This window comes from Actinomadura rugatobispora, assembly GCF_055379765.1.
The window spans coordinates 6,424,254-6,449,558 of the sequence record NZ_AP029191.1; the positions used below are offsets into that span (position 1 = coordinate 6,424,254).

Sequence of the window (25,305 nt, forward strand, 5' to 3'; positions counted from 1 at the left end):
CCAGTGCCACGTGAGACAGGGCGGAAACTCATCGCCCAGAACAAGCGGGCCCGCTACGACTACCACATCGACGACACGTGGGAGGCGGGCATGGTGCTGATGGGCACGGAGGTGAAGGCGCTGCGCGCCGGCCGCGCCTCGCTCGCCGACGGTTACGCCCACGTCAGGGACGGCGAGGTGTGGCTGGAGAACGTCCACATCCCCGAGTACACCCAGGGCACCTGGACCAACCACGCCCCCCGCCGGCGCCGCAAGCTCCTCCTGCACAAGAAGGAGATCCAGAGGATCATCGCGAAGTCGTCCGAGCCGGGCTTCACGCTGATCCCGCTGGCGCTGTACTTCAAGGACGGCAAGGCCAAGATCGAGATCGGGCTCGGCCGCGGCAAGAAGTCCTACGACAAGCGCCAGGCCCTCGCCAAGCGCGAGGCCGACCGGGAGATGCAGCGCGCCCAGGCGGCCCGGTTCAGGGCGGGACGGTGAAGGTGCCGATGAGCTTCAGGTCCGACCGGCGGGGCCGCCTGGATCCCGCGCGTTCCCGGGTGCGCCGGGTGATCTCGGCGGCGGGCTGCGCCGTCCTCGTCGGCTCCGGGGCCGGCGCCTGCTTCGCCGAGCCGTCCGCGCTGCCGACCATGCGCGACTTCCTGATCGCCTGGCAGGTCGGCAACCACGAGGCCGCCGCCCGCAAGACCACCGGCGCCGACCGTGCCACCGTCGCCGCCGCGCTCGACCAGGTGCGCGGCCAGCTGGACGCGGCGTCGCTGAAGCTGGCGCTGGGCGCGCCCGTCCAGGCCGGGCAGGAGCGCGACGAACGCGACAAGGCCATCGAGAAGACCGGCGAAGCGGCCACCGCCCGCTTCTCGGTGAAGGTCGACCTGGGCGAGAACGGCGAGCCCTGGACCTACACCGGCCTCATGCACCTCAAGCGCATCAAGGGGCAGTGGAAGGTCCAGTGGGACCCGTCCATCATCAACCCCAACCTCAAGGCCGGGCAGCGCCTGGCCGTGGTGACCGAGGTGCCGCCCCGCGCCCCCATCCAGGACTCGGCGGCCCGCCCCCTGATCCGCAAGGTCAACGCCGACATCGTCGGGGTCTACCCGGGGCAGCTGCGCGACCCGAAGCGGACCGTCGACCAGATCACCCGGGCCGCCCGGGCCGACGGCGGCCAGCAACTGGACTCCGAGCGCCTCCTGGGCCGGGTCAGGTCCGCGCCGCCGAACGCGTTCCTGCCCCTGCTGACGCTGCAGCGTCCCGAGAGCAACGCGCTGATCCTGCGGCTGCGGCAGGTCCAGGGGCTGCGGTTCCAGCCCGTGCAGACGCCGATGGCCCCCGAACTGGCCCCCGAGCTGGTCGGCGGGCTCGGCCCCGCCACCGCCGACCGCCTCCAGCAGGTCGGCGCCCCGTACCAGCCCGGCGACACCATCGGTGTCAGCGGGCTGCAGCTGCTGCTGCAGCGCCGTCTCGCCGGGATCCCGACGGTACGGGTGGTGGCGCAGAACCCCGACGGCTCGGGACGGCAGGAGCTGCGCTCGTGGCCCGGCCAGAACCCGGCACCGGTCCGCACCACCCTCGACCGCAGGCTCCAGCCGCGCGCCGATCTGGCCCTGAGCGGCCTCAGGACGCCCGCGTCGATGGTCGTCGTCCGTCCCAGCACCGGCGAGGTCCTGGCGGTCGCCAACCACCTCACCGGCGGCCGCAACCTGGCCATGGAGGGCCGCTACCCGCCCGGGATGGCCTTCAGCGTCGTCTCGGCCGAGGCGCTGCTGAACGCGGGCCTGTCGCAGACCACCAAGGCCGACTGCCCCGCCACCACCACCGTGGGCGGCCGCACGTTCAGCAACCCCGGCGGCGGCGCCCGCAAGCAGGACACCCTCCAGATGCAGTTCGCCAACTCGTGCGCGACCACGCTGGCCGCCCTCAGCGGCCGGCTGAACGGCGACGCCCTGCTCGCCGAGGCCGGAAAGCTCGGGATCGGCAAGGACTGGGGCCTGTCGGCGCCCCACTTCTCCGGCTCCGTGCAGGCGCCGGCCAACGACGCCGAGAAGGCCGCCATCATGCTGGGCCAGGGCAAGGTCGAGGTGAGCCCCCTGGCGATGGCGCTGGTCGCCGGAGTGGTCGAGTCCGGCACGTGGCGCCCGCCCTACCTCCTGAACGACCCCCGCGACCCCCAGCAGGTGGCCGCGCAGCCGCTGAGCCCGGTGGCGACCTCCGACCTGAAGCTGCTGATGCGGCGCTCGGTCTTCGCCGGGGCGGCCAGGGACGCCGAGGTCGGCACCGGCGCCGTGGTGCGGGGCGTGGCCGCCACCGCCGACCAGAACGGCAAGCCGATCTCCTGGTTCGTGGGCTCCCGCGGCGACATGTCGTTCGCCATCGCCGTGGAGGGCAAGGTCAACGCCGCCAAGTTGGTACCCATCTTCCTCACCGGCGCCCCCGCCCGCTGACGGGCTTTGTGGTCTCTTTACGGCCGGGCCGCAACCCCGGTTGGGGTCCTGGGCGTCTTTACGGGTGACTGGGATTCCGCTTGGGGGGTTGCGGACTCAGTCGCCGTGATGAGACCAGAGCCTCGTCTCGGGGGAGGCTCTGCCGTCCGGACCGGCCCTGACCCTGCCGGTCGGCCCCGGTGAGCGAGCGACCCAGCTCGCCGCTCACCGGGGCATCACCGTGCCCGGGCGGGAATCCCGTTGGCATCCGAAGCGTTGTCCCTGTAGCGTCTCCTGCGGATGCTCCGGCATCCGCGTTGACAACTGAACATGGGGGTGACCGGCTTCGACTTCGGTAGGTCGAGCCAGGGGAAGCGGGTCGAGGGTTGCTGTCGTGACCTCGTAAATCCTGTGACAGCAAACCAATAACTGCCAACAAGAAGCAGTCTGAGTTCGCTCTCGCCGCCTGAGGCGAGTAGCGACTCTGTCAGCCCGGGTATGTCTCCGGCCCGGGGCCTGGCATCATCAGGGGACTTCACCTGCCCACCCGGTCGCGGGGTGAGCAGGAACATCTAACAGCGACTGAGCCCGCCGGCGACAGGCCTGCATGAGCGCCGGGGCTGAGAAAGCGATCCGCAGGCTGCACCCGGAGAAGCCCTGACTCATCACCGAAGGACGCGGGTTCGATTCCCGCCACCTCCACTCTGGACGACGCGGGGAGCAGGCCCTTCGGGCCTGCTCCCCGCGTCGTTTCGTTTGTGCCCATCGGGGCGCGACCCCCGAACCCCCCGCCCGTGAGGGCTTCGCCCCCACGGGCGGTGGATGCGGCCCGACCGGAACACCGGTCGGGCCGTTTTGGTCACCGTATCCCCGGATCTCAAAGCATTCAGCATGGCGTCTCGCACATCGCGGGCATCGCAGATCACGGCCGACATCCTCAAGTCGATCGCCGGCCCCGGGACGCACGTCGCGCTCTGGAAGCCCCGCCGACTTCGCCATGCGGATCGCCACGGTCCGAGCCGGTGACCTGCACGTCGAGGTCCTCGTCGGCCGGTCCCGGTCCCTACCGGGACTTCCTTGACGAGCACGGCCCTGGTCTGCACCACCTGCAGGTCCGGGGTGACGACCCGGCCGAGGCCGGCGGGCTGCTCGAGGCCGCCGGAGCGACCGTCCACATGTCCGGCCGCGTGGGCATCGACGGGAGCAGCGGGCTCGACTACGCGCTGTACGGAGGCGCGGCGCTCCGGCCACCTGGTGGAGGTGACCGTCGGCGACTGCGGGCGGCTCATGTCCGTTCTTCCTTACGAGATCGTGACCGGCGACTGAAGCCCGTGCCGCGGCGGTCCACCGGCAGCCGTCCATGCATGTGAGAGGCACGCCATGTCAGAGAAGAAGCGTTCGGTCATCGTCACGGGTGGCGCCCCGGCACCGGGTTGGCGAGCGCGCGGATGCTGGGCACGGACGGCTGGCGCACGCGGCCGATGAGCTGCGAGGCGCGGGGGCGGACGTCCCCTCCGCCCTCGCCGGCGACATCAAGGATCGCGGGCCGTCGCCGCCGCCGACCGGCTCGAACTCCGCGGCCTCGTCAACTGCGCGGCAGCGACCTTCCTCCGGCGGCGATGGACCTCGGTTCGGCGATCATCAGGGTCAACTGCGTGTGCCCCGGCATCATCGAACGCCGATCCGGACACGATCATCAAGGCGGTGGAGCGGCGCCAGCCCTGACGCCGGTGCGGGCATGACCGGAAGCACTGTCGTGGTGGACAAGGGGCTGAGCGCGTCCTGGCGTTACAGTCCGCTGGTCTCCTGAACGCCTGGCCGTCCTGGTTCCCCCCCGATACCCAGTCTTCGCTACGCGGACTGCGACTGCGCTCGGGCTGGGCGAGCGGGCGACACGCCCCGGCTCGCCGTTGATCATTCCTCGCGACGAGCCGTCAGGATCAACGGCGAGGCGCTCGTGACCGTGCCGCGCCGCCGAGTCCGTGCAGCTGTCCCTCGAACGCGTGGTGAAGTTCGCGCCGCACAGGACAACCGCGGCCGGCGCGTCGCTTGTCGGGTTCGGCCGCCTTGAGCGGCTCCGCAGCCCGCGCCGGGCGATGACACCTGCCTGGCGCTCTTCAACGCGTGCCGGGACGCCGTCCGCGGAGGATGCGGAGCCGGAGCCCGGCTGGCCGGACAGGCCGTTGACACGGTGCTGACGCCGCGGGAGCGGAAGTCGCGGAGGGGAACTCGGCAACAAGGAAAACGCAGAGCGGCTGGTGGTCGCCCAGCGTACCGCCGAGGGGCATGCCGAGTGCATATTCAAGTCACGCACGCGGATCGCCGTGTGGATCTTCGAGCATGGCTCTGGTCGATCTCGCGCGTTCTCGACTGCACATTCCAGATCCGCTGTGATCCACGGGAGTCAATGAGCGAATGGTGCCACCACCCACTGGCAACCGAATGGCGGGATCATGAGACGTCGTCTGCCCTGTCGTCCGGAAGTGGCTATTCAGTCCACAAATTTCTGATATGGGGCTACGCTGCACCCTACCGACGCCTCAACGGAGAGGACGAAGCCGATGCCGAAAAGGATCACGACCTACCTGATGACCGAAGCGGATTATCGCGAACTCGAAACCGTGATCCACGGCACCGAGAACGCCGGGATCTGCGTGGCGATCGCACTCGACTGGCTGACGCTCGTGTACACCACTGACACCGCCCCCGCGGCCTTCGCGGGGCAAAACCTGCGGCAATTGGCCGCCCAGCAGCTGGAGTACCGGAGGATCGCCGAGGAACGGAACGGCGACGCCGGCCTCATCGAGTACGCCGCATCGCGCGGATTCACGGTCGAGCGGAAGCAGACCCGCAAGATCGCCGATGACGGAGAGTTTGATCCGTTCGACGCCCTGGACGACAACACCGGCTATCTCCTCTGCTTCACCGAGTCCTCGATCGGGCGGCGACTCGGCCATACCGCCGCCCTCTTCAAGGAAGGTGAGAAGATCTACATCCGGGATCAGAACATCGGTCAGATGGAGGTCGACGGCGAGGGCCGGCTTCACGAGAAATACCAGGACGTGATGATGGCGCAATGGAAAGAGGTGAACAAGCAGCGGGCCCTGGCCAAAAAGGATGAGAACGCCAAAGTGACCTCGCCCGAATACCGCTACCTGACGGTGTATTCCGCGCGCCGAGGCTGAGCGGCCGGGCCTCGGGGCTCCTTCCCGAGCCATACCGTTGGTCGGGGCGTGGAGCGACCCAACGACCGGTGTTCTGTCGGCGGGTCGGCGTGGTGGCCCGGCTGCGATAAATGCGGTCAATCGAATGGAACCCGAAGCTGCGCTTCCAGGTGGGCGCGACCTGCTCCTTGGCGGAGTGCGTGATCACGATGGTCGCGTCCAGATCCACTGGGATCAAGGCACCGCCTGCTCCCAGATCGTGCACCGCCCTTGGTGCTTTGACCTGCGGTGAAAGCGGAAGGCCAGGGATCGGGTGGTGCATCCGCAAAGGTACTGGGACTGCGGTAGTCCATAGAAAGCTGCTACTGAGGCGGTCGCCCGCCTTGCGGGGGACGCCCCACGGGCGGTGGGTGCGGCCTGACCCACCGGTCGGGCCGTTTGGTCACCGGATCCCCGGATCTCAAAGCATTCCCGTGCGGGCGGCCGTCTGCGATCCGCGGTGATGAGGCGGTTTCTTGGTGACCGGTACGTTTGGCCAGTGACAAACGATCGCCTGGCCGAACAGCCATGGAGGTGGAACGTGGGGGTTGCGCCGCGTTGGCTGCTCGTCGGGCACACCGGTACGCCGCAGTACCCCGATGAGGAAGCCGTGGCGGTGTGCGCCGACATCGACGGGCTGTTCGTCGATCTGCCGCCTCGTCCGCGGGAACGCTTCACCCTCCTGGGGTGTGTGCCGGACGGGGTGCTCACCGCGGCACTCGATCGGCCGACCCAGAATCCCGATCCCGAGGGTGCGTGGGCAGGCGACCTATGGGTGTCGGCCAAGCCCGACGATCCGGCGGTGCGGCGCGGCTGGTTGGGCGAACGACTGCTCGACGTGATCGTCCTGGGCCACCGGCCGTCACGGGACTGGCCGGGGCGTGTCGACCTCGAGCTGGAGGGCTTGGCCGATGTCGACGACCGTACGGACGGCATCGCTCGTCCGGACGACGTCACCGGATTCGCGCTGACCGATCCCGACGGTGCGCCATGCGGGACCTGCGCCGACGTCACCGGCCTCTTCCGGGAGCCGGCCGAGCCCCCGGTACCGCAGGTCATCCTGATCGGCTGCCGGCCCGAGCCGCCGCTGCTGGACGCGATCGCCGCACTACCGCGGTCCACGAAGGCCGCTCAGCGCCGCCGCCGGGTGTCCGCGCAGGTGGGAGCCGTTGCCGCCGACGGCTCGGTGACACCCCTGATCGACTGCGGTGTGTCCGGGACGATCGTGGCGTGCGTGCCGTCCACACACGGCGCCGGCCTCCTGGACGTGACCATCGCCGGCAACGCAGAACCACGTCCGGCCGGCACACGCGGCATTCTGGACCTGTGGTTCACCGGCCGACCCACGCGGCGCAACCTGTGGGGCGACTACGACCGGACGCTGCGGCACGAGTGGGCCGGCGTGGCGCTGGCCCATCATCGCTCCGACGTCCCCGATCGTCCGGCAGGGACCGCGTTCGACCTCGACGGCCGTTTCGTCACCGACGTCGAGGGCTTCTACTGCGCCATCGGTGAGGCCATCAACGGTCCGGGTGGCTACTTCGGCTGGAACCTGGACGCCTTCGATGACTGTCTGAGCGGGAAGTGGGGAGTCCGCGCGCCGTTCCGCCTGGTCTGGCACGACTCGGCAGTAGCCCGCGAACGCCTGGTGGCAGGCTACGACCGTCATCGACACGGCCCTGCGGTCACCCTGGAGTATCTCCTGCGCATGTTCACAGAACACGGCGTTGAGGTCGAACTGCCCGGACGAGTCCGTCCAGATCGGTGACGACCATCTCGAAGCCGGAGGTTGCGGGCGTGCCGGTCAGCCGGACGCATATATCTCTGACCAGGTCGTATGTGTTCGAGCAGGACGTGATTACCTTTACGAGTCGCCCCCAATGTTTTCCGGGGGGTGCGCCGCCACGATCGTGCGGCCTGGTCGGGATCTCGGGCTGGGTGTTCTGCTTCAGCCGAGCGGTTTGTCGCAGTAGCCGTCGGGCGGGCTGCCCCACGCTATCCACAGGACGACCAGCGCGATCAGCATGATGATTCCCGCCACGGTGATGAGCGTGGGCACGGTGTTCTCAAACCGTCGCAGCCTCGTCGACCGGCTGAGTAGGGCGTGGGCGGCGACGGCCAGCGCGCCGCATAGTGCGGCCAGTGGCGGCATGACCAGGAACCCGACGATGCCCAGGAAGTTCATGACGAAGGCCCCGCCCGGTCCAGGGCCGCTTTCGCAGATTCTCCACGAGCCCCCGATCGCCAGGTAGGAGACGATCGCGGCGCCTATCCCGGCGAGCAGGAAGAACGCTACGACCCGTCCTCCCCATTTGCGTTTCCGGTGCACCGGCCACGTCGGGGCGCCGCGATTCGTGGTCATGTCGACAGCTTCTCGGAGAAGCGTGCGATCGCCTACGGGGATCGCACGTTCTCCACGGTATCCGCACGAAGTGTCCCGCGAATGTCCTCGGGAGCTACCTGCGTGCGATGGGCATGTACGTCGGGGTGGGGTCCGTGGTCAGGAACGCCTGGACGATGGCGCGCACCGTTTCGGGGTGCTCCATCAGCAGCAGGTGACTGGCGTTCGGCAGCACGGCCAGTTCGGCGGTGGGCAGTGCCCGGTAGAGCGCCACGGTGTGGTCGAGGGTGACCAGGTCGTCGTCCCCGGCCAGCACCAGGGCACGGGCCGTCACCGCGCGCAGGTCGGCCGGGCCCGGCCCGGTCGCGGCCGCATCCGCGATCTTGCGGACGACGATCGGGAAGTGGTCGCGGCCGTCGGGCGACACCTCGGCGTAGGCGTCGACGATCTCGGCGGGCATCGGGCCCTCCGCCGACGGTTTGAAGATCAGCCCGTCCAGGTCGTAGGCCGTGCTGATCAGGACGAGGCGCTCGACCAGGTCGGGGCGGAGCATCGCCGTCCACAGCGCGACCGTGCCGCCGGCGCTGTAGCCCACCAGCCGGGCCGGACCGCCGACCACGCGTTCGAGGAAGGCGATCGTGTCCCGCGCCATGAGCTCGATGGTGATCGGGCCGGGGGCGTCGGGTGTACGGCCGTGGCCGCGCCGGTCGGGCAGGTAGAGCCGGAACGTGTCGGCGAGTCCGTCGAGGTTGCCGGTGAAGCAGCGGCCGTCGGTCATCCCGCCGTGCAGCAGCACCACCGGGTCGCCCGCGCCGCGCTCGTCATGCCACATGTCAACGATGTCGGTCATGCACTACATACGGGACGGCGTCCCCGGATTCATCGGCAGCCCGAACAACGCGAACAGGGACGGGTCGAGGTAGGTCGTGGTGCTTGCGATCAATCCGTCGCGGACGTCCAGGACGACCAGGCCGAACGCCTTCCCGTCGCGGTACTGCGCGAAGGCCGCCGAGCCGTTGGCCGCGGTGCGGACCAGCCGGTCGCCGGCGCACGCGCCGCCCGCGCCCAGCAGGGCCGCCCGGATCGCCTCCCTGCCGCTGAGCCACCAGGCGAACGGCGGCATCGACATGGTGGCGTCCTCGTGGAGCAGCGACACCAGGCCGTCGACGTCGTAGGCGGTGAACGCCTTGACGTACCGCTCGAGCAGGTCCTCGTCGATCTCGTTGGACGGGCGCCGCGCGGACATGGCGGCACGCGCGCGCTGCAGGGCGCTGTTGACTGCGGCCGGGCTGGTGTCGAGCAGCGCGGCCGTCTCCTCCGCCGTCCAGCAGAGCACCTCGCGCAGGATGAGGACGGCCCGCTGGCGCGGCGGCAGTGCCTGGAGGGCGGCGACGAACGCCAGCCTGATCGTCTCGCGCTCGGCGGCGAGCTCGGCCGGGTCGGGCAGCGCGAGCCGGTCGGGGATCGGCTGGACGAACGCGGCGGCGTCCAGCGGCGCACCGAGCGGACCCCCGGACGGGCCGAGATCCATCGCGAGCGCGCGGCGCTGCACGCTGCGGGTCATGTCAAGGCAGACGTTGGTGGCGATCCTGTACAGCCAGGTGCGCAGCCGCGCCTTGCGTTCGTCGAACCGGTCGGCGTTCTTCCAGGCGCGGACGAAGGTCTCCTGAACGGCGTCCTCGGCCTCTGCGGCACAGGCGAGCATCCGGTAGCAGTGGGCGGTCAACTCCACCCGGTGCGCTTCCAGCCGCTCCTCGAACACCACCCGGCCACACTAATCGCCACAGGGTGGGCGCCGGTGCTCCCGGCACTGCGGTGGCTCCCCCCGGAGCCGGCGATGCGTTTCGGGATCTCCTGTTCCCGCCGCGCGAGAGACCGGAATGCCGTCCCGAACGCCCTCGTCCGTGTGGTCTGGCAGGGTGGTGGGGACGGGTCGGACCTATCGCCGTGCGCCGGAGATCTTGGGTCGTGGAAGTTTCGGTGGAGATGTGGGAGCGGCTGCATGCCGCGGGCAGCGAACGGCGGTTCGAGGCGGAGAAGGTCGTGCTCCGGCAGGGGGATCCGCCCACGCACGTCCTGCTGCTGGTCTCGGGACGGGTGAAGGTGTCGCTCTCTTTGCCCGGCGGTGAGGTGCTCCTGCTGGCTCTCCGGGGCGTGGGGGAACTGATCGGGGAGATCGCCGTGCTGGGCGGGGACGAGCGCTCGGCGACCGTGGTCACGATCGAGCCGTGCGTCATGCGGATGCTGCCGGCCGACCGGTTCCGGGCTTTGGTGCGTTCGTCGGGCCTGGAGACCGAACTGCTGCAGCGGGCGATGCGGCGTATCCGCGAGGGCGAGGCGTGGCGGGCCGAGACGGCGGCGCTGCCCGCGGGGCCGCGGGTCGTACGGGCGCTGGTACGTCTGGCGGTCCCCGGGCGGGGCGGGCCGGTGGACGTGGGCCTCGGCCAGAGCGAGATCGGCCAGGCCGTGGGCCTGTCCCGCAGCGTGGTGGCCGCTGAGCTGGGCAAGCTGCGTGACCAGGGGATAGTCCGGACCGCCCGGCGCAGGATCGTCATCACCGACCCGGAGCGGCTGCGGGCGCTGGCCGAATCGGGTCGCTGGAATGTCTGATATCCGACACTCGTGTCAACGGAGAGTCGGCATGGTGGTGGAGAACCCGCCGCCTCCCTGGAGACACCGCCGTGGAACAGTTTCGCGCCCTGCTCGTCGTCGACGCCGAGAAGTTCAGCGCACACCCTGACAAGAAGCTGCCCGACGTCCACCTGGAGATCCGGCGCGTCCTGGGAAAGGCGTGCCAGGCCAGCGGGCTCGGTGAGGCGTGGGAGAACGCACAGTTCAAGGAGAGCACCGGCGACGGTGTCCTGGCCGCGCTGCCCCACGAGTCGAGCGCCGCGCTCATCGACCCGTTCCCGCGCAGGCTCCAGGACGCGCTGCACGATGCGGCGCCGGAGTTCCGGGCCCGGGAGTTGCGGTTGCGGCTGCGGGTGGCGCTGCACGTCGGGCTCGTGGACGACGAACGTCTCGACGCGCCGGGCATCTCCACCGCCACCGTCGATGTCAACCGGTTGCTCGACAGCGACCCGCTCCGCGACGCCCTCGAGCACAGCGATCCCCGGGTGACCTTCGCCGCGTTCCTGCTGTCGGAGGAGATCTTCCGGCCGTACGTGCTCGGAGAATGGACGAGCCTGCGCGAGAGCCAGTTCACGGAGGTGGCGGTGAAGGTGAAGCAGTACGCCCGGCCCGCCTACCTTTACGTGCCCGTCCCGTCCGTCAAGCCCGTGGAGCCATCTGCAGGACCGCCCGAGGAGGCCCCGCCGCGGCCTTCCACAGGCGGAGCGAACATCAGCGGGGTCACGTTCAGCGGGGACGGGGCTCAGGCCGCGTTCGGTAACACGGTCGGCGGTGACCTCCGGCAGGGGCGCTCATCATGACGATCGAGAACGTCGAGTTCAGCGGGGACGAGGCGCAGGCCGCGTTCGGCAACACCGTCAACGGTGACCTCGTCCAACAGCAGATCCGGATCGTGCGCGGGCGCCCTCAGATGGTCATGACGGAGGACCGGATCGTCGAGCGGGTCACCGGCTACGTGACCGCTCACAACCACGACGAGATCGTTGAGGCGCTCCGCCGTTTCAGGGGCGTCGCCGTCACTGGACCGCGGGGCGCGGGGACGGCGACCACGGCCATCGCGGCGCTGCGCCAGCTGCAGCCGAGCATGCCCATCCGGTACTTCTCCACCGACAGCGACGACATGGAGGAGATCCAGGTCGCCGGTGCCCAGGGTTACCTGGTGCGCGCACACGACGAATCGAAGACGAGGCTGTGGGCCTGCCTGGACAGGGTTCGCGAGGTCGGCGGCTACCTGCTGGTCGTCGGCAGGCCGGAGGAGTGCCAGGACTTCGCCGAGTTCCTCGCCACGATCGAGGTGAAGCCGCCTCCGACCGATGCGGTGTACCGGCGCCGTTTGTCCTGCCGAGGCTTGGGCGGCACCGGCTGGCCGGGCTGGCCGCGGGCGGCGGAGCTGCTGGAGCGCGCCCTGCCCGGGGATGGGCGGCGGCTGGCCGATCTCGTGCTGGACGTCACGGCGGCCGGCGGGGACGAGCAGCAGGTCGAGCGGGCCTACCAGGGCTGGGCCGATGAGTTGCGCCACTGGTTCGCCAGGCATGACCTGCGGGAGCAGACGCTGATGGTGGCCGCGGCGACGATCACTCCGGCCGACGAGACGAGCGTGTACGACGCGGCCCTGTGGCTGGCCCGGCAGCTGGAGATGTCCGTCGCGGGCGGCGGGCTGGCCTGGTGTCCCACGACGGGACTCGCCGCGCTGCTCGAGGCCGAGCGCGACGGGAGCAAGATCGTGTTTCGCCGCCAGAGCTACCGGGAGTCGGTGCTCCGGTACGTCTGGAACGAGTACCCCCTGACGCGCATGGACCTGCTGACATGGCTGTCGAAGCTGGCCATCGACGCGGTGGGCCTGGAGACCGCGCTGCGTAACCGGCTCGCCGAGGTGTTCGCCGAACTGGCGGCCGGGCACGGCGAAGCGGCGTTCATCGCCGATACGGCCCGGAGGTGGACCGGCAAGGACCAACTGGGGGCGAACCTGGCCTATATCGCCCTGGCGAACACCTGCTTGGATCCGCTTGTCGGCGGACGTGTGCGCAGGCGGCTCTACGAGTGGTCCACCGAGCGGCGGGCCCCGCAGACACTGAAGCTGACGGTGGCGCGGGTCTGCCAGGTGCTGGGGGAGGCGCACGTGTCGATCGCGCTGACCCGGCTCAAGCACCTGACGACGTACGGCGATGAGCAGGTGCAGGCCGAGGTTCACGACGTGGCGCTCAAGCTGGCCGTCCAGAATCGGGCCACGGTCATCGTCACGGCGATGCGGTGGTGCGAACCGAACCCCAACTTGTCCAAGCAGGACAGGGCGCGCCGGACGCGTGCGGGTCTCCGGCTGCTGTGCGCATTCCTGGACGGGCAGGGCCCGGCCGACCCGCACCACCTCAGGCGTGTGCTGAGGGTTCTCGGGGATCTGGCGGAGCGGGGCGGACCGGAGATCCGGCCGATCGTCCTCGACACGGCGCGGGAGCTGGCCGCTCGGTACCGCGCGGACGTGCTCGACGCCGCGCTGACGTGGGCGGGGGTCGGGAGCGGCGGCGGCCTGTACGGGGACGAGGCGCAGCAGGCGAGGATCGGGACCGAGCTGTTCTTGGACCTGGCGGCCGAGCGCGATCACGAGGGGCTCGCCACGGCGCTGACCGGGCCTGCCGCCGTCGATCCGTACGCCTGCACGCCCGCGTGGGCCGTGGCGCTGGGGGCCGAACCGCCGCCCGAGCCCGTGGCCGGTGCGCGGGCGGCGTCGCCGGCGCGGCGTCGCGACACCGGCTACGGGGGTTTCGAGGAGGTGGCGCGACTGTGGTTGGACACGGCGGCGCGGCGCGCCGACCTGCGGCCGGGAATTGTGGCGGCGTTCTGCCGGGCCGCCGGGCACGAGCCGGCGCGGGCTCAGGTGATGGTGGACCTCGTCCGGCGGTGGGCGGGCAGCGGGGGCGGCGGGAGGCGGACCGTCAAGGACGACGTTCTCGTGCGGCTGCTCCAGCCCGAATGGCGGCGGATCCTCCTGGCCGTGCGGGTGCGGCTGTTCGGGCGGTGGGGCTGAGGGCGTGTCGGGGGTTGGTCGGTGGGTGGGAGAGTGGGGGGATGGAGAAGATCGCCATCGTGACCGGGGCGGGCTCGGGGATCGGGAGGGAGATCGCGCGGGAGCTGGCGCGGCGGGGTTTCCGGGTCGGGGTCGTGTGCCGGAATCCGGTGCGGGGCCGGGCCGCGGTCGCGGAGATCAGGCGGAGCGCGCCCGGGGCCGAGGTCGAGATGTTCGAGGCGGACCTGTCGGTGCTCGCGGACGTGCGGGAGGTCGCCGGACGGCTGCGCGACCGGTACGGGTGGATCGACGTGCTGGTCAACAACGCGGGCGTGCACAACCTGCGCGCCAAGGTGAGCGCGGACGGCTACGACCGGATGATCGCGACCAACCATCTCGGGCCGTTCCTGCTGACGAACCTGCTGCTGGAGCGGCTGGAGGAGGCGGCGCCGTCGCGGGTGGTGATGATCGCGTCGGAGATGCACCGCCGGGCGGGCCGCTGGGACGTGGCGCGGCTGGCCGAGCCCGGGGCTTACGGGCCGCTGGGATCGGTGCGGGTGTACGGGCGCTCCAAGCTCTTGAACATCCTGTTCGCCCAGGAGCTGGCGGAGCGGGTCAAGGGCGTGGCCGTCAACGCGGTCTGTCCCGGGTGGGTCGCCACCGGGCTGGTGCGGGACGTGCCGGGCGCGGAGCGGGCGGAGCGGCTGATGGCGCGGACGCCGCTGGTGCGGACGCCGGCGCAGGGCGCCCGGGTGCCGGTGAGGCTGGCGGTGGAGGAGCGGTTCGAGTCCGGGCGGTTCCACTCCACGATTCCGGGGGCGCGGCTGCTGCCGGTCGTGGCGGCGCGCAGGGACGCGGGCCTGCGCGCGGCGGTCTGGGAGCGCTCGGCGGCGCTCGTGCGCCTCTGAACGATAGTTTGGTGCGTGTGCGCCAAGGTTTCAGTGATCTGATCTCCGGAATCGGCTACCTCTTCCGCGGGCTGGGGTGGGTGGCCAGGCATCCCCTGCTGTGGTTGTTCGGGCTCATCCCGGCCGTGATCGTCCTGGTGGTGTACGGGACGGTGCTCGGCGTGCTGGCCTGGAACCTGGACGGCGTGGTGGGGTGGCTGACCCCGTTCGCCGACGACTGGTCGGACGGGGTTCGGCAGGCCACGCGGGTCGTGGCGGGCCTCGCGCTGTTCGGGGCGTCCCTTTTCCTGGCGCTGGTGACGTTCACCGCGTGCACGCTCATGGTGGGCGATCCCTTCTACGAGAACATCTCGGAGAAGGTCGAGGAGTCGCAGGGCGGCGCCCCGCCGGAGCCGGACGAGCCGCTGATGACGCAGATCGCGCGGGCGGTCAAGGACGCGGTGCTGCTGGGCGTGGTGGCGCTGGGCTTCGCGATCGTGTTCTTCGCCTGCGGGTTCATCCCCCTGGTGGGGCAGACGGTGGTGCCGGTCGTGGCGGCGTGCGTGTCGGGCTACTTCCTGGCGGGCGAGCTGACGTCGGTCGCGCTGGACCGGCGCGGGGTGCGGCGCAAGCAGCGGTTCGCGCTGATGAAGCAGAACCGGATGCTGGTGGTCGGCCTCGGCGTGGCGACGGTCGTGGTGTTCCTCATCCCGCTGGGCGCGGTGCTGGCGATGCCGGGCGCGGTGGCGGCCGGCACGCTGCTCGCCCGGGAGCGGCTGGCGGCCGGCATTCCGCAGGCGCCCGCGGCGCCGCAGGCGCCCGGCGCGCCGGGCCACGGTCCTCAGGTTCCGGGGCCGCAGGCGCACAGTCCTCAGGCGCCGGGGCCGTACACGCCCGGGCAGTACGCCCCGGGGCCGTACGCTCCGGGCGCGGGAGGGCCGCCGGCACATGGCTGAGGTGTTGGAAAGATGTGTCCTGAGCGTGATGACCTGCCCCGTCGGGGCCAGTGATCTTGCCGTAACCTGTGCCGCATGTCCGATGAGGGGGAGCGCGGGGGGCGCTGGACCGAGATGAGTGACAACTCCGCCGGCCGCGAGGAGAACGTGCGCGTGACCGTTCCCGAGGTCGAGGTGCCCGAGCCGGAAGGCCGGACCGATTTCTCCGGGCCCGCCCTGGCTCCGGAGCGCGCCGAGGCTGACGATGTGAAGGTCGCGCCCGTTCCCAAGGCCTTCGATGACGCGAAGGGGCTTGAGAGCGCGCAGGGATCCGATGACGAGCTGTTCGGGGGTGAGGGCGACCCGCAGTACGCGGGCGTCACCACCATGGGCCCGGCGACGCCGCCGAAGCCCGGCAAGCCGAGCAGCGGCAACTGGCAGATGCCCGACTGGATGGCCGACGAGGACGCCGCGGACGCCAAGCTGGGCCGTTCGTCCGGCGGCTTCGACGGCCAGCCCCGCGGGCGCGGCGGCGAGGGCCTGGGCGACGGCGGCGAGGGCCGCAACAAGCTGGTGCTGTACGGCGGCGTGGGCCTGCTGGTGGTCGCGCTGCTGGCGGCCGGCGGCGTCTACCTGCTCAAGCAGCGGGGCGGCGACTCCGGCGCGGGCGAGGTGCGGCCTGGACGGGCCGCGTCCGACAGCCGTCCGCAGCCGCCGCAGGTGCAGATGCCGGCCGCCAAGCCGCTGAAGCGGTTCGCCGGGCGTCCGAGCAGGCTGCTGGGCATGGTCTCCGACCGGACCTCCGGCCTGGCGTACCCGCGGCTGGCGCGGCCGTGGCAGCCGCCGACCAAGGCCAACAAGCTGGCCACGCCCGGCTGGTCGGGGCAGCAGGTGCTGGTCACCGAGCGGCGCGGCACGCAGGTCTGGTACGGCCAGCTGCTCACCGGCACGCTCAACCCGAACCTGCACAGCGCGTACACGGGCGCGGAGAGCGTCCCGGGCGTCGCGGTGCTGGCGCACAAGGGCATCGAGGCGCAGTACTACGACTTCCCGCACCGGACGGCTCCGCTGGCGTCGCAGGCGCTGACGGTGGACGGCCGGAAGGGCTGGCTGGTCGCCTCGTACCTCACCTACAAGAGGGCGGGCGTGCGGGCCACGGGTGAGGTCGTCGTCACCGCGGTGGTCGACACCGGGCGGCCGGCGCCGGCGGTCGCGTTCGTGTCGGTGCCGAACACGCACAAGAAGATGTGGCCGGACGTCAACCAGTTCCTGACCCGGTTGAAGATCGCTTCCTGACGGCCGCGGTGGGGCGGACGCGGCATCATCCGGCGGCCGCGCTCACCGGGCTGGGGCTCGGTCTGCTGGTGCTGGGTCCGGGGCTCGCGCCGGGGTTCGTGCTGTCGTACGACATGGTGTTCGTCCCGGATCCCGCGTTCACGCGCATGACGTTCGGGCTGACCGGGACGGTGCCGCGGCACGTGCCGAGCGACGTCGTCGTCACCGCGCTGGCGGCGGTCGTTCCCGCGTGGGCGGCGCAGCGGCTGGTGCTGCTGGGCGTGTTCGTGATGGCGTGCACGGCCGCGGCTTCGCTGGTGCCGTCGCGGCGGCTTCTCCCGCGGCTTGTGGCGGGGGTCTGCTACGCGTGGAATCCGTTCGTCGCGGAGCGGTTGCTTCTGGGGCAGTGGGCGCTGCTTCTGGGGTATGCGGCGTTGCCCTGGGTTCTGGTCGCGGCGTCCAGGGCGGGGGAGCGCGGTGGTGGGCGCCGCCTGGTGTGCGCCCTGATTCCGGCGGCGGTCGGTGGTTTCGCTGCGCTGGCGATGTCGGGGCTGGCGGCCTTGTTGATGGTTCCCTGGCGTGGTGGCTGGGGTGGACGCGCCAAGGTCGTTGCCGCGCTGGCCGTGCTGAGTCTGCCGTGGCTTGTGCCCGGGCTGCTGCGTCCTGGGGGCGTGCCGGGGGACGGGGTGGCCGTGGAGGCGTTCGCGGCGCGCGCCGATACTCCGTTCGGAACGCTCGGCAGCCTTCTGCTGCTGGGGGGTGTGTGGAACGGGGAGACGGTCCCGGTCGGTTATGGGGCGCCGGTGACGGCCTCCCTGTGGGCGTTGGTGGTGGCCGGGGCGCTGTTCGCCTTCGGGAGGTTCCGCGACCGCGTCGAGTCCTGGTGGCGTGGTGCGGCGATCGCCGCCGTGGCGGGTTTCGCGGTGGCGGCCCTGGGCGCGGTCGCGCCGCCGGTGCTGGAGGGCGCGATCGGGCTGTGGTCGGGGCTCGCGGTGTTCCGGGACGGCCAGCAGTTCGTCGCACCGCTCGCGGTCGTGGTCGCCGTGGGCCTGGGGCTGGCGGCGGACCGGGCGATCGAGGCCCGGCACCCGGCCGTGGCGGTGGGGGCGCTGCTCGCTCCGGTGGTGCTGCTGCCGTCCCTCGCGTGGGGGGCGGCGGGTCAGTTGCGTTCGGTGGACTATCCGTCCGGCTGGGCGCGGGCGAAGCAGATCATCGAGGCGGACCGCGAGCCGGGGGACGTGCTCGTTCTGCCGTGGGCCGCGTACCGGAGCTACCCGTGGAACCACGGCCGCCGTGTCCTGGACCCCCTGCCGCGCTACCTGCACCGGCCGGTCATCGTGAACGACGCGGTGACGGTCGACGCGACCACCGTCGCGCCCGAGGACCCGAAGGCCGTGCGGCTGGACGGGGCGATCAGGGCGGGCGGTCCGCTGACGGAGGTGCTCCGCGCGGCGGGCGTCCGGTATGTCGTGGTCGATGCCGGCGGCGCCACCGAGCGGCTGCCGGGGGCTGAACGGCTTGTCCAAGACAAGGATTTGGTGCTGTACCGAATCCCGGGGACCCGTCACAGTCCTGAGGAGAACACGCCGGTCACCGCCGTGGTCGCCGCCTGGATTGTCGTAAGTGTGGCGCTTTTCTGGTCATTGGTGACGCGAGCCACTACTCTGGGCAGCCCGTTACTGGGCAGTATCCCCCGTCGAAGGGCCCCCTGATGCGGATCGCGATCGCTGCACTCGTCGGCGTCGTCCTGGCGGCCGGTACCTCGTTCAGCGTGGTCCAGCTGTCGAACGCCTCCCAGAAGGACCCCGTCATCAAGCCGCTCTACAACTACGGCTCGCGCTGACGGCCGGGGCCAAGGCCACCCCGTGGGCGCCCACGGCACCGAACCCGTTCACCTGGAGATCGTGGTCCCGGCCTACAACGAGGCCGAACGGCTCCCGGCGGGGCTCGCACTGCTCGGGGAGAAGCTGGCCGGGCTCGGCGTCCGGTCGCGGATCCTCGTGGTCGACAACGCCAGCACCGACGGCACCGCCGCGATCGTGCGGCAGTGGCGCGGGCCCGTTCCGGCGCGGCTGCTGCACTGCGCGCGGCGCGGCAAGGGCGCCGCGGTGCGGGTCGGGCTGCTGGCCACCCGCGCCCCGTACGTGGGGTTCTGCGACGCCGACATGGCCACCGACCTGGCCGCGCTGGACCAGGTGCTCGCCCTGCTGCGCGCCGGGCACCCGGTCGTGGTGGGCTCGCGCCGCCACCCATCCTCGCTGGTGGAAGGGTACGGGCAGCCGCTGCGCAGGCTCGGCGCGGTCACCTTCAACCGGCTCGTGCGGGACCTGGCCGACGACATCCCCGACACCCAGTGCGGCTTCAAGTTCTTCACCGGCCCGCTGGCCAGGGCCGCCGCCGCCGACCTGAAGACCGCGGGGTTCACCTTCGACGTCGAGTTGCTGATGCACTGCGTCCGCCGCGGCGCGCCCGTCACCGCGATCCCGGTGGTGTGGCGGGACCGGCCGGGCACCACCTTCTCCGTGCGCCGCCACACCGCCGAATGCATGCTCGACCTGGCCCGCATCCGGGCCCGCGCGGGCCGTCCGCGCCCCGTGCGCGCCGCGCGGGAGACGGGCGCGGCGAACGCGGGCGCCTCCGCCTCCGCGTGGACGCGTTCGTCGCCGTCGTCCGCCCAGCCCGCGTCGCCTCTGGTGCTGTCGGAAGGGACCGGGGCCGGGCCGGGATGAGCCGTACGAGATGAGCCGTAGGACATGAACGGCCTGCGGCTGGCCATCGTGAACTGGCGGGATCCCTGGCATCCGGCCGCGGGCGGCGCCGAGCGCTACGCGTGGGAGGTGGCGCGGCGGCTCGCCCTGGAGGGCGCCGGGGTCCGGTACGTGACGTCCCGCGCGCGCGGGCAGCAGCGCCGCGACCGTGTGGACGGGGTGGACGTCGTCCGGCTCGGCGGACGGTTCACCGTGTACCCGCTGGTGCTGCTCTGGACGCTGCTGAGACGCAGGTCGTTCGACGCGGTCATCGACTGCCAGAACGGCATCCCCTTCTTCACCCCGTGGGTCCTTCCGCGGCGGGTCCCCGTCTTCTGCGTGATCCATCACGTGCACGACGCGCAGTTCGGGCTCTACTTCCCGCGGTGGATGGCGTGGGTCGGCCGCCTCCTGGAGGGGCCGGTGAGCCGTTGGGCCTACCGCCGCCACGCGTTCGTGTGCGTGTCGCCGTCCACCCTGAACGCCGTACGGGAACGGCTCGGCTGGAAGGGGTCGGCCTACGTCGTGCCCAACGGAGCCACCGTTTCCAAGCAGGGCCCTGGAGCCGTGGACGTGCCCAGGGGCGATCCGGACCTGGTGTGCGTGACGCGGCTCGTCCCGCACAAAAGGCTCTCCCACTTGCTCGACCTGGCCGAGCACCTGCGCGGCCGCTATCCGGGCCTTCGCCTGCACGTGGTGGGGGACGGCCCCGAGGCGTCCTGGCTCGCGGCCCAGATCGAGGGGCGTGGCCTGGGGGAGGTCGTGGTCGCGCACGGGTTCGTCCCGGAGGAGACCAAGGCCGCGCTGGTGGCGCGCGCCGACCTGCACCTCAGCACGTCCCAGGGCGAGGGCTGGGGGCTGAGCGTGATCGAGGCGGCGGCGCTGGGCGTAGCGACCGTGGCCTACGACGTCGACGGCCTGCGCGACGCCGTGCGCGACGGCGCGACCGGATGGCTCGTCGGGCCGGGGGAGGACCTGGCCGGGGCGGTCGAGCGCGCGCTGGAGGAGCGGGCGGATCCGGTGCGGCGCCGCGAGGTGGCCGCCGCGTGCCGGGAGTGGGCCGGGATGTTCGGCTGGGCGGGCACGGCCGGCCGGTGGGCGCGGCTGATCACGGCCGCGGTGGCGACCGGGTCGGCCGCCTCCGAAGATCACCGGGCGCATATCGTGCGGCGGTACGGTGACGATCGGCCGCGGGTCGCCGAGGGGCCCGACCGCGATCTGCTGCTCGCGGACCGCGTCGGCGGGCGCCCGCCGGTGCTGCGGGAGGCGACGCCGCTGGAGCGGTTGCTCGGACGGACCTGGGCCGCCGCCGACCCGCCCCCGGAGATCGAGGCGGAGATAGAGGCGGCGGCCGGCGGCGCCGGGACGGGTGCCGCGGGCGGTGCCGGGGTCTGAGGGCGGCGCGGGCCGCACCACCGCGAGGGATCGGGCGCGAGGGATCGGGAAGGGAGCCGGGGCGAGCATGGCCGTGGGAGAGGCGGGGCGGCCGCGGGCCGCCGGGGGCGCGCAGGCCGCCGGGGGCGTCGACCCCAGGCTGCGCGACCGGCTGCGCACGGCGGTGTGCTGCCTGGCGCTGACCGCGCTGGCCTTCTCGACCCGTCCCGGCGCGATCCTCGCCGACACCAAGATCGACATGGCGGTGAACCCGCTGGGCTTCCTCGGCCGGGCCCTGCACCTGTGGGACCCCGAGCAGTTCGGGCAGTTGCAGAACCAGGCGGTCGGCTACCTGTTCCCGATGGGACCGTTCTACGCGCTGGGCGACCTGATCGGCATGCCCGCCTGGATCACCCAGCGGTTCTGGCTGTCGCTGCTGATGTGCCTGGCCTTCCTCGGCGCGCGGCGGCTGGCGGCCAGGCTGGGCGTGGGCGGCCCGGGGACCCGCCTGGCGGCGGCGATGGCGTACGCGCTGGCCCCGAACGCGCTCGCGACGATGGGCCAGCTGTCCTCGGAGTACCTGCCCGCCGCGATGCTGCCCTGGATCGTGCTGCCGCTGGTCACGGCGTCGGAGAGCGGCGGCGGCCGGGTGCGGGCGGCGGCGCGGTCGGGTGTGGCGGTCGCCTGCTGCGGCGGCGTCAACGCGACCGCGACCGTGGCCGTCCTGGTCGTGCCGGTCCTGTACCTGCTGACCCGGCGGCGCGGCCGGGGACGGGTGCGCCTCATGGCCTGGTGGTCGGCGGCGGTGGGCGCGGCGGCCGCGTGGTGGCTGATCCCGCTGCTGCTGACCGGCACGTACGGCTTCTCCTGGCTGACCTACACCGAGAAGGCGGAGACGACCACCGGCCCGACCGGGCTGGTCAACGTGCTGCGCGGCGCCGAACGCTGGGTGAACTACCTGATCGTGGACGGCCAGGTGTGGTGGCCGGTCGGGTACGGGCTCTCGCTCGATCCGCTGCCGGTGCTGTGCACCGGGCTGGTCGCGGCGCTCGGGCTGGCGGGCCTGCTGTCCCGGCTGCTGCCGGAGCGCACGTTCCTGCTGATCACGCTGCTGAGCGGCGTGGCGATCATCTCGATGGGGCATCTCAGCGACCTGCCGGGGCCGTTCGCCGCCGAGCTGCGCGACCTGCTGGACGGCCCGCTGGCCCCGCTGCGCAACCTGCACAAGTTCGACGCGGTGGTGCGGCTGCCGATCGCGCTGGGGCTGGCCCATCTGCTGACCGTCGCGACCGCCGCCGCCTCGGCGCGCGTGGACGCCCTCAGGCGCGGGGACGGCTGGCGTGAGCGGGTCCGGGTCGTCCTGAGCGTTCCCGTGGTCGCGGTGGTCGGCTTGAGCGGCATCGGTGTCACGGCCGTCTCCCAGGGGTTGTCCGGGCCGGGGGAGTTCACGCAGGTGCCGCGCTACTGGAAGGACGCCGCGTCCTGGCTCAACGGGCGCGCGGGGCAGCAGGGGGTGCTCGCGCTGCCGGGCGCCGCGTTCGGGGAGTACCTGTGGGGCCGTCCAATGGACGACATCGTCCAGCCTCTCCTGACTGCGCGCTGGGGTGTACGGCAGCTCGTCCCAGCGGGATCGCCCGGCTACACGCGCGCGCTTGACGCGATCGACCAGCAGGTGAGGTCGGGCCAGAGTTCGCCTGGGCTGGCCGACTTCCTGGGGCGCATGGGCGTCCGCTACCTGCTCGTCCGGAACGACCTGCGCCGCGAGACGCTGCGCGGCGGCTGGCCCGCCCGCCTGCACCAGTCCCTGGACGCCTCGCCTGGGCTGCGCAGGGCGGCGGCGTTCGGCGCACCCGTCGGCGGTGACTTCAATGACGACGCGGTCTCTGCCGTGGACCAGCCCTACCCGGCCCTGGAGGTGTACGAGGTCGAAGGCGCCGACACCGTCGCGAGCCTGGCGGACGCAGACGAGCCCGTGCGCGTGTACGGCGGCCCTGAGTCGCTGCTGCCGATGGCCGACGCGAAGGCGTTGCCGCGCGGCCCCGTCCTCCTGAACGACGACGCCTCCGATCTGGGCGGTACCCCGATCGTCACCGATGCGCAGCGCCTGCTGCGCCGCAACTTCGGGGAGCTGCACCAGACGTCCCAGACGCTGGCCGCCGCCGACCGGAGGCGGGCCGGCGACGTCCTGGACGGCGGCTGGCGCAAGTACGCGAGCACGGCCGTCTACGGCGGCGGCCTCCGCAACGTCGTCGCGTCCTCGTCCCTGGGCGGGAACAGCGCGATCCCGCAATTGCGCCGTCCGGACGCCATCCCCTACGCGGCCCTGGACGGCGACGCGTTCAGCGCCTGGCAGACGGGCGGCTGGGAGGGACCGGTCGGGCAGTGGCTCCGGGCCGACCTCGACCGGGCGCGCGAGAACCCCGTGCTCACGGCCGCGTTCGTGCAGGACCGCAGGTACGGGCCGCCGGTCACGCGCGTCGCGGTGGAGACGGAGGGCGGCGTCGTGGACCAGGCGGTCCGGGCCGTCGCGCAACCGCAGCCGCTGCGGGCCGCGCCCGGGGCCACGCGGTGGGTGCGGCTGCGCATCACCGGGGTCGCCGACGGCGGAGGAGGCGCGAGGACGTTCACCCGGGCGGGGATCTCCGAGCTGACGATCGAGGGCGTCCGGCCCTCCCGCACCTTCGCGCTCCCCACCCCGCGCGGGGTCACCGGGACGCCCTCGTACGTCATGAACCGCGCCCCCGGCGCCAAGCCCGAGTGCATGGAGGGCATCAGGCGCTGGGTCTGCTCCGACACGCTGGGCGCCCGCGACGAGGAGGGCACCGGGTTCGACCGGACGTTCACGGCCGGGCGCGCCGGCCGCACCGCCCTGTCGGGTACCGCGGTGCTCACCGATCCGGCGCTGATCGCCCGGTACACGACGCTGGACGGCGATCCCCGGGTCGCGGCCTCCTCGGCGGTCAGCACGCACCCGGCGGCCCGGGCCCGGTCCGCGTTCGACGGCGACCACCGGACGTCCTGGATCGCGGCGTCCGACGACCAGGCGCCCACGCTCACCCTCCAGTGGAAGCGCCGCGCCCGCGTCTCGTCCATCACGCTCGACCGGCCGCCCTCGGCGTCCGGGCCCGTCCAGGTGCGCATCGAGGGACGCGACGGCGGGACCCGCGAGGCCCTGTCCGACTCGCGCGGCCGGATCACCTTCGCGCCCCTCGACACCGACCGGCTGACGCTGACGTTCCGGCGCGCCGGGCGGCTCCAGCCCGTGCAGATCTCCGAGGTGAGGGTGCCCGGGGTACGGCCCGCGCGCGACGCCGGCTCCTTCCCGCTCGGGCTGAAGTGCGGGTTCGGGCCCCAGCTGCGGATCGGGCCGAACGGCGCCGGCGGCGGGGTCGTCCAGACCAGGGCCACCGGGACCCTGGGCGACCTGCTGGAAGGGCGGCCGGTCGCGTTCGAGGCATGCCGGCAGGTCCCGGTGCAGGCCGGGGCCAACCGGCTGAGCTCCGTTTCGTTTGACGGCTTCCGGATCGAGACCGCCGTGGTCGGAGACCCGCCCGCCCTGGGCGATGCCCCGCGACCCGTGCGCGTGACGCAGTGGTCCCAGAGCGAGCGCAGGCTCCAGGTGAACGCCCAGAGCCGTTCCTTCCTCACCGTGAACGAGAACTACAACCCGGGCTGGAGGGCGCGCATCGGCGACAGGACGCTGCGCCCGGTACGCCTGGACGGCTGGAAACAGGGCTGGCTCGTACCTGCCGGAACCAGCGGCACTGTCGAACTCACCTTCCGCCCTGACGCGGCCCAGCGCCTCGCGGTCGTGGCAGGGCTCAACCTCCTGCTGGTGATGTTGCTGGTCGCCGTATGGCCCGGCGGTGGCGGTGGCACCGGAACGAGCCGAAAGGAGCCGACCCCCGGCCTTGCCCGCACACGTGAGGCGCGAGGCTGGCCCGTATGGGCCGCCCTAGGACTCGCCGCCGCATTGGGCTTCTGGGTGGCCGGAGTACCCGGACTGGCCGTCACAGGGGCGACAGCCGCCGTTTGCGGGTGGTCCCGTGGACGGCGAAGTCGACTCCTGCGCGCGCCCGCGTCCCCCTGGACGGTGGCACTGCTCATGGTCGCCGGAACGGGATGCATGGCCGTGGGCTACTGGACGGGCGCCGTGAACAACCCCGCGGCCCCGTCCGGATATCTCGGTGATGTCGTCCCGCAACTCCTGGGCCTGGTCATCCTGGGCCTGGTGGCTCTCCACCTGTGGACGCCCCGCCATGGTTCGCCGGCAGATCCGGAAGGGTCGATCGAGCTGAACTGGGCGGCCAGTCCGGATGCGTCGCCGCCGGATGGGCGCCGGGCCCCGGCATCCTCGCCTCGGCCGGAGGGTCCTCCGGGTCGCGCCGACGAGGACGAGAGCGCGCCAGACGCTGAGCCGGACGTTCCACCAGATAATGGCTCGCCGTCGCCGCTGCGATGGACGCCGCGAGCAGCAACGGGAGATCGGTAGCC

18 protein-coding genes and 1 other RNA gene are annotated in these 25,305 nt (G+C 72.1%); 16 read left to right on the forward strand and 3 right to left on the reverse strand.

The window, feature by feature from the left end:
• The first annotated feature begins 3 nt into the window (after positions 1-3).
• From smpB to ACZ466_RS28795, 5 genes are all read left to right on the forward strand, one after another.
• The gene (gene smpB / locus ACZ466_RS28775) at positions 4-480 is read left to right on the forward strand and encodes an SsrA-binding protein SmpB (RefSeq protein ID WP_378279187.1); all 477 of its coding nucleotides are present in this window, start codon (positions 4-6) and stop codon (positions 478-480) included.
• A gap of 8 nt (positions 481-488) precedes the next feature.
• Entirely contained in the window at positions 489-2,438 is a 1,950-nt protein-coding gene (locus ACZ466_RS28780) for a penicillin-binding transpeptidase domain-containing protein (protein WP_378279185.1), read from the forward strand.
• A gap of 311 nt (positions 2,439-2,749) precedes the next feature.
• Positions 2,750-3,122, forward strand: a transfer-messenger RNA (tmRNA) gene (ssrA, locus tag ACZ466_RS28785).
• Positions 3,123-4,978: 1,856 nt separating this feature from the next.
• Entirely contained in the window at positions 4,979-5,602 is a 624-nt protein-coding gene (locus ACZ466_RS28790; protein WP_378279183.1) for a hypothetical protein, read from the forward strand.
• A 559-nt stretch (positions 5,603-6,161) separates the two neighbouring features.
• Positions 6,162-7,388: a barstar family protein gene (locus tag ACZ466_RS28795; RefSeq protein ID WP_464041730.1), complete on the forward strand. Its 1,227-nt coding sequence runs from the start codon at positions 6,162-6,164 to the stop codon at positions 7,386-7,388.
• A 180-nt stretch (positions 7,389-7,568) separates the two neighbouring features.
• Here ACZ466_RS28795 and ACZ466_RS28800 read toward each other — a convergent pair whose 3' ends face one another.
• The 3 genes from ACZ466_RS28800 to ACZ466_RS28810 all read right to left on the reverse strand — a co-directional run bounded on the left by ACZ466_RS28800 (position 7,569) and on the right by ACZ466_RS28810 (position 9,726).
• Positions 7,569-7,982 (reverse strand): hypothetical protein, encoded by a 414-nt coding sequence (locus tag ACZ466_RS28800; protein WP_378279180.1) that lies wholly within the window; start codon positions 7,980-7,982, stop codon positions 7,569-7,571.
• Positions 7,983-8,076: 94 nt separating this feature from the next.
• Positions 8,077-8,811 (reverse strand): alpha/beta fold hydrolase, encoded by a 735-nt coding sequence (locus ACZ466_RS28805; protein WP_378279177.1) that lies wholly within the window; start codon positions 8,809-8,811, stop codon positions 8,077-8,079.
• A gap of 3 nt (positions 8,812-8,814) precedes the next feature.
• Positions 8,815-9,726, reverse strand: a complete 912-nt coding sequence (locus ACZ466_RS28810) for an RNA polymerase subunit sigma-70 (protein WP_378279175.1) — start codon at positions 9,724-9,726, stop codon at positions 8,815-8,817.
• 203 nt (positions 9,727-9,929) lie between these two features.
• On the opposite strand from ACZ466_RS28810, the gene ACZ466_RS28815 reads away from it, so the two are divergent.
• From ACZ466_RS28815 to ACZ466_RS28865, 11 genes are all read left to right on the forward strand, one after another.
• Positions 9,930-10,571 carry a Crp/Fnr family transcriptional regulator gene (locus ACZ466_RS28815; RefSeq protein ID WP_378279174.1) on the forward strand — a complete coding sequence of 214 codons (642 nt, stop codon included), beginning with the start codon at positions 9,930-9,932 and terminating at the stop codon, positions 10,569-10,571.
• Positions 10,572-10,642: 71 nt separating this feature from the next.
• Positions 10,643-11,392: a hypothetical protein gene (locus ACZ466_RS28820; RefSeq protein ID WP_378279172.1), complete on the forward strand. Its 750-nt coding sequence runs from the start codon at positions 10,643-10,645 to the stop codon at positions 11,390-11,392.
• Entirely contained in the window at positions 11,389-13,614 is a 2,226-nt protein-coding gene (locus tag ACZ466_RS28825; RefSeq protein ID WP_378279169.1) for a hypothetical protein, read from the forward strand. The genes ACZ466_RS28820 and ACZ466_RS28825 overlap by 4 nt, the downstream gene beginning before the upstream one ends.
• A 41-nt stretch (positions 13,615-13,655) precedes the next feature.
• Entirely contained in the window at positions 13,656-14,501 is an 846-nt protein-coding gene (locus ACZ466_RS28830; RefSeq protein WP_378279167.1) for an SDR family NAD(P)-dependent oxidoreductase, read from the forward strand.
• A gap of 11 nt (positions 14,502-14,512) precedes the next feature.
• Positions 14,513-15,436, forward strand: a complete 924-nt coding sequence (locus ACZ466_RS28835) for an EI24 domain-containing protein (protein WP_378279166.1) — start codon at positions 14,513-14,515, stop codon at positions 15,434-15,436.
• A 75-nt stretch (positions 15,437-15,511) separates the two neighbouring features.
• Positions 15,512-16,711, forward strand: a complete 1,200-nt coding sequence (locus ACZ466_RS28840; protein ID WP_378279164.1) for a hypothetical protein — start codon at positions 15,512-15,514, stop codon at positions 16,709-16,711.
• Entirely contained in the window at positions 16,663-18,402 is a 1,740-nt protein-coding gene (locus tag ACZ466_RS28845) for an MmpA family trehalose lipid delivery protein (RefSeq protein ID WP_464041731.1), read from the forward strand. The genes ACZ466_RS28840 and ACZ466_RS28845 overlap by 49 nt, the downstream gene beginning before the upstream one ends.
• Positions 18,402-18,533 (forward strand): hypothetical protein, encoded by a 132-nt coding sequence (locus ACZ466_RS28850; RefSeq protein ID WP_378279161.1) that lies wholly within the window; start codon positions 18,402-18,404, stop codon positions 18,531-18,533. Before ACZ466_RS28845 ends, ACZ466_RS28850 begins: the two co-directional genes overlap by 1 nt.
• 22 nt (positions 18,534-18,555) lie before the next feature.
• Positions 18,556-19,419 (forward strand): glycosyltransferase, encoded by an 864-nt coding sequence (locus ACZ466_RS28855; protein WP_378279159.1) that lies wholly within the window; start codon positions 18,556-18,558, stop codon positions 19,417-19,419.
• A gap of 24 nt (positions 19,420-19,443) precedes the next feature.
• Positions 19,444-20,832 carry a glycosyltransferase family 4 protein gene (locus ACZ466_RS28860; RefSeq protein WP_378279157.1) on the forward strand — a complete coding sequence of 463 codons (1,389 nt, stop codon included), beginning with the start codon at positions 19,444-19,446 and terminating at the stop codon, positions 20,830-20,832.
• Between the two features lie 67 nt (positions 20,833-20,899).
• The gene (locus tag ACZ466_RS28865; protein WP_464041732.1) at positions 20,900-25,303 is read left to right on the forward strand and encodes an alpha-(1->3)-arabinofuranosyltransferase domain-containing protein; all 4,404 of its coding nucleotides are present in this window, start codon (positions 20,900-20,902) and stop codon (positions 25,301-25,303) included.
• The last annotated feature ends 2 nt before the right edge of the window (positions 25,304-25,305 follow it).